The following is a 4,575-nucleotide window of genomic DNA, read 5'->3' on the forward strand; positions in this document are numbered from 1 at the left end:
GTTCCCCGCGCCCCTTTCAGTCATTCAGGGGCGCGGGGAACTGCGCGAACGGGGTCCGGGGCGGAGCCCCGGGGATGGGAATGGATAGGGGCGGCGGGGGCGAGAAAGTCACATCGCCGAAGGATCCCCCGGCCCCCGCCCCGACAACACCTCTCCATACGCCTGCATCAAATCCGGCAGCCGCAGCGTAGACAGATCATCCCGCGTCGGAATCGACGGATACCCCGACAGCCGCAGATCCCGGTACGCGCAGCTCTTCTCGTACAGCGTCCGCAGGAACCGACCGTTGCCGAGCTCGTCGATCCATCCCTGGTCGACGACATGACCGGAGATGGAGCGCAACTCGTCGAGGGCCTCCTCGTCCCAGACGTCCCCGTTCTCGGCGGCGAGCACCTCCCCGATGGAGGTCAGCTCCAGCGGCCGATAGGAGGGGAAGTCGACTCGGGTCGTGAACCGGGAGGACAGCCCGGGGTTCGCGGTCAGCAGCCGGTCCATGCCCTCCGGGTACCCCGCGAGGATCACGACCAGATGGTCCCGGTTGTCCTCGGCCCGCTTCAGCAGCACCTGCAGCGCCTCGTCGCCGTACGCGTCGCCCTTCCCGTAGCCGGAGTTGGACAGCGAGTACGCCTCGTCCACGAACAGCACGCCGCCGATCGCCGAGTCGATCAGCTCGTTGGCCTTCACCGCGGTCTGCCCGAGGTACTCGCCCACGAGGTCCGCGCGCTGTGCCTCGACGAGGTGATCGCCGCCCAGCAGCCCGAGCGCGTAGAAGACACGGCCCAGTATTCGCGCCACGGTCGTCTTCCCGGTCCCGGACGGCCCGGAGAAGACGAAGTGCCGCTTGGGCGGCTGGACCGGCAACCCCTGCCCCGCCCGCAACCGCGCCATGTTCAGCTGCGCGGACAACGCCTTGACCTGCCGCTTCACCGGTTCCAGTCCGACCATCCGCTCCAGCTCCGCGAGCGCCTCCTCCAGCAGCTCCGGATCCGTCGGCCCGGCCGGCAGGGACAACGGCTCCACCGGCACCACGGACTTCTCCCGGACGAAGGTGTCGCCGGCCTCGGGCGGCAGCCCGCCCGGCGGCGGCAGTCCGGGATCGGAGACCTTCAGATCCCGCCCCTCGGGGTCGAAGAACGGCTCCAGCCCGTCGCCGTCGAGCACGTCCTGCCCGATCCCGGCGAGCGCGATCGCGGCGAAGTCGCTCGCGTCGTCGTCGTACCCGTCCCCGTCGGCGATCGCCGCCAGCCGTGCGGAGGTGTCCATGAAGGCGGGGTCGACCCGGTGCACGGCCCGGTACAGCGGCAGCGCGGCGGCGCTGCGTCCCGTGCCCTCGTGGGCACGGGCCAGCCAGTACCGCAGTTCCTTGCGCTGCGGCTGCTCGCTGCGACATCGCATCAGTGCGGCGGAGAGGAGCGGCTCGGCCTGCCCGTAAGTCTCCAGCCGGACGCGGGCCATCCCGCCGAACAGGCCCGCCTCGATCCCCAGCAGCGGATCGTCGAGCAGCGGATCGGTGTGCCGGATCAGCTGCTCCCAGTCCTTGACGAGGTAGGCGCGGCAGGCGTGCAGGAAGCGCACCTGGTGGTCCGCGTCGACCGGCGGCAGCCCCGCGAGCGCCCGGTCCAGCTCGGGCACATGGCGCCCGTCCAGCCAGTGCGAGGCGTGTGCGAGGAGCAGATCACGCGGGCTCTCCAGCACCGGCTGCACCCACCAGCCCAGCCAGTACCAGGAGTTGAGGGTGCGCCGGTGCCGCGAGCGCTGCTCCCCGAAGCGCTCACGGTGGCGGAACATCCTCAGCAGCGCGGTCGTCGTGTCCACCCGCAGCGCGTGCAGCCCGAGCCAGCCGTCGGCCATCCCCGGATCCATCCGCACCGCGGCGCGGAACTCCTCCTCCGCCTGCGGATAGGCGCCCATCGTGTAGGCGTCCACGCCTCGCAGCCAGGCGAGGTCGGCCGGAGCCTCGGGGCCCCGCGAGCCGAAGTCCATCACGTCCCCCACAAACCGTGCCCCCGTTGGAAACCGAACGGGCCGGTGCCCGTCGGCAGCCTTCGTCGAACCGCTGTGCCGCGGACGGGAGTTGCATCGGTGCGTTGCTGCAGCCGTCCGAATGTCGCGCCTTGGGCATCGTACCTGCGGGTCGGTCGCCCTTCGAAGGGTGCCGCAGCCCTCGTCTTACGAGGTGGGAGCAGACGGGGCGCATTGCGGACGGTGACCGAGGGTGAAGAAATCGTGCCCCTGGAGTTCCGGAAAGCCGGAAGAAGGCAGAACGAAGCCCCCGATCACGGGGGAACAACCGGGGGCTTCGCGTCTCTGGGCGGTAACGAATGACCGCACATTGAGAACGTAAGTCCTGTACGGCCCCTCGGTCAAGCCGAGTTGGGGCTCTCGAGGAACTTCCCGGACAGCCGTCTTCACAAGTTCAGCACATTGCGGATGGCCCGTCACCCTGAGTGAGGTGAGGCTGCTATTCGGGAGTCATCGCAGGTCCCGCAAGCACCCCGTACCCCGTGTTTCCCGGCCGAATCAGAAGATCGGCGAACGGCCGAGAAGGATCCTCGGCGAAATGCCTACGCTCCGCCTGGACCCAGCCGGCCCAGAACTCGCTCTGCTCCGCCCCGTCCCGCGCCCGCCCACGCGCCCAGGCCTGCTCCTCCGGCAACTCCATCCACACCAGCCGCGCCAGATACGGACGCAGCGCGCGCCGACCCGCGCCCACCCCCTCGACGACGATCACGGGCGCGCACGGCAGGACGCGCGCGGGACCGAAGCCGCGCTCACGCCAGTCGTACAGGGCATAGCGTGCGCTCCGGCCGTGCCGCAGCGGTTCGATCACCTGGTCCAACAGGCGTTCCGTCCAGGCGAACAGTTCCTCGTGCGTGGCGATGTCGTCGAGGTGCAGCACCGGGGCGGCGCCGAGTGCGTCGGCCAGCCGCCCGGCGAAGGTGCTCTTCCCGGAGCCGGCGTGCCCGTCGACACCGACCAGCCGGACCGGCCCGCAGGAGGGCGGCAGGCGCCGCAGCCGGGCGGCGAGGGCGTCGACGGCGGGGTCCGTGGGGGCGGGGGAGGCGTGCATACGTGGATTGAACACCGTGGCGCGAGGCCCCGGAGCACGCCAGTGGTGTCGACCAATATTGGCGGGCGTGGCGAGGCGCGAGGTGCTGGCAGAAGCCCTTCCCCGGCGTCCATAGTGGGCGAACAGCCGTGCGTCTGAACCGTTCCTTCCGGATCACTGGGGGTCTCCCACAGATGACGAGCCTTTCCGAGCCGTCCCGCAGGACCGTCCTGGCCGCAGCCGTCGCGACCGCCGCCGCGACGGCCGGGGGATCAGCGAGTCAGGCGGTCGCCGACACCACGAGCGGCCGGGGCGAACCCCGCGCCCGCCCCGCGCAGGCACCGGAACGCCTCGTGGACAACCACGCCTGGACCTCGTACACCGACTGGCGCGCGGGCAGCGCCAAGGGCACCCGGGCGAAGCCGGGGGAGCGGCCGGGGCTGGTGATCGACGCGCCACTCGGCACCACCGACTACAGCGACCCGCACACCGGGCGGACGGCCGCCTGGGAGTACGCGACCTGGACCTCCCCGGTCCACCGGCTCACCGTGCCCGCCGTCGAGGTCATCGCGTCCTGGAACGCGCGCACCCCGGACGGCACCTGGATCCAGATCGAGCTGAAGGGCACGTACTCCGACGGCACGGACACGCCCTGGTACGTGCTGGGCCGGTGGGCGGCCGGCGACCAGGACATCAGACGGACCTCCGTCGACGGCCAGAAGGACGGCAGGAGCAGTGTCTGGACCGACACCTTCGCGATCGACGACCCGGCCACGGCCCTGCGCCTCGCCTCGTACCGGCTGCGCCTGACCCTGTACCGCACCCCCGGCACCCGGCTCACTCCCACGGTGTGGCGGCTCGGCGCGATGGGCTCCGACGTGCCCGACCGCTTCACGGTCCCGGCCTCGACTCCCGGGCTCGCGCGGGAGCTGAACGTCCCGCGCTACTCGCAGGAGACCCATAAGGGCCAGTACCCCGAGTACGACAACGGCGGCGAGGCCTGGTGCAGCCCCACCTCCTCGCAGATGATCATAGAGTTCTGGGGCCGGAGGCCCAGCGCCGCGGACCTGGCCTGGGTCGACCCGGCATACACGGACCCGCAGGTGTGCCACGCGGCGCGGTTCACCTTCGACTACCAGTACGAGGGCTGCGGGAACTGGCCCTTCAACACCGCTTACGCCGCCACTTACGAGGACCTCCAGGGCGTGGTGACCCGGCTGGGCTCGCTCGCCGACCTGGAGACGCTGATCGCGGCGGGCATCCCGGCGATCACCTCCCAGTCGTTCCTCGCGGAGGAACTGCCGGGGGCGGGCTACGGCACGGCCGGGCATCTGATGACGGTGATCGGTTTCACCGCCGATGGCGACGTCATCGCCAACGACCCGAACTCGCCGACCAACGAGGCGGTGCGCCGCGTCTACCGGCGGCGCGAGTGGGAGAACATCTGGCTGCGGACCAAGCGGTACAACGCCGCCGGCAAGGTCGTCTCCGGCACCGGTGGCGTCTGCTACCTGTACTTCCCGGCG

At 70.9% G+C, this 4,575-nt stretch carries 3 protein-coding genes; 1 reads left to right on the forward strand and 2 read right to left on the reverse strand.

What is annotated here, in order from left to right; genetic code table 11:
* Positions 1 to 108: 108 nt before the first annotated feature.
* On the reverse strand, positions 109 to 1,983 hold the full coding sequence (locus ACFU53_RS46755; protein WP_384006386.1) for an AAA family ATPase: 1,875 nt from the start codon (positions 1,981 to 1,983) through the stop codon (positions 109 to 111).
* Positions 1,984 to 2,461: 478 nt separating this feature from the next.
* Positions 2,462 to 3,070: a uridine kinase gene (locus ACFU53_RS46760; protein ID WP_384006387.1), complete on the reverse strand. Its 609-nt coding sequence runs from the start codon at positions 3,068 to 3,070 to the stop codon at positions 2,462 to 2,464.
* Between the two features lie 173 nt (positions 3,071 to 3,243).
* Here ACFU53_RS46760 and ACFU53_RS46765 point away from each other — a divergent pair.
* A partial coding sequence (locus tag ACFU53_RS46765) for a peptidase C39 family protein (protein WP_384006389.1) occupies positions 3,244 to 4,575 on the forward strand: 1,332 nt, incomplete at its 3' end.

It is taken from the genome of Streptomyces sp. NPDC057474, from assembly GCF_042802555.1.
Lineage (GTDB): Bacteria > Actinomycetota > Actinomycetes > Streptomycetales > Streptomycetaceae > Streptomyces.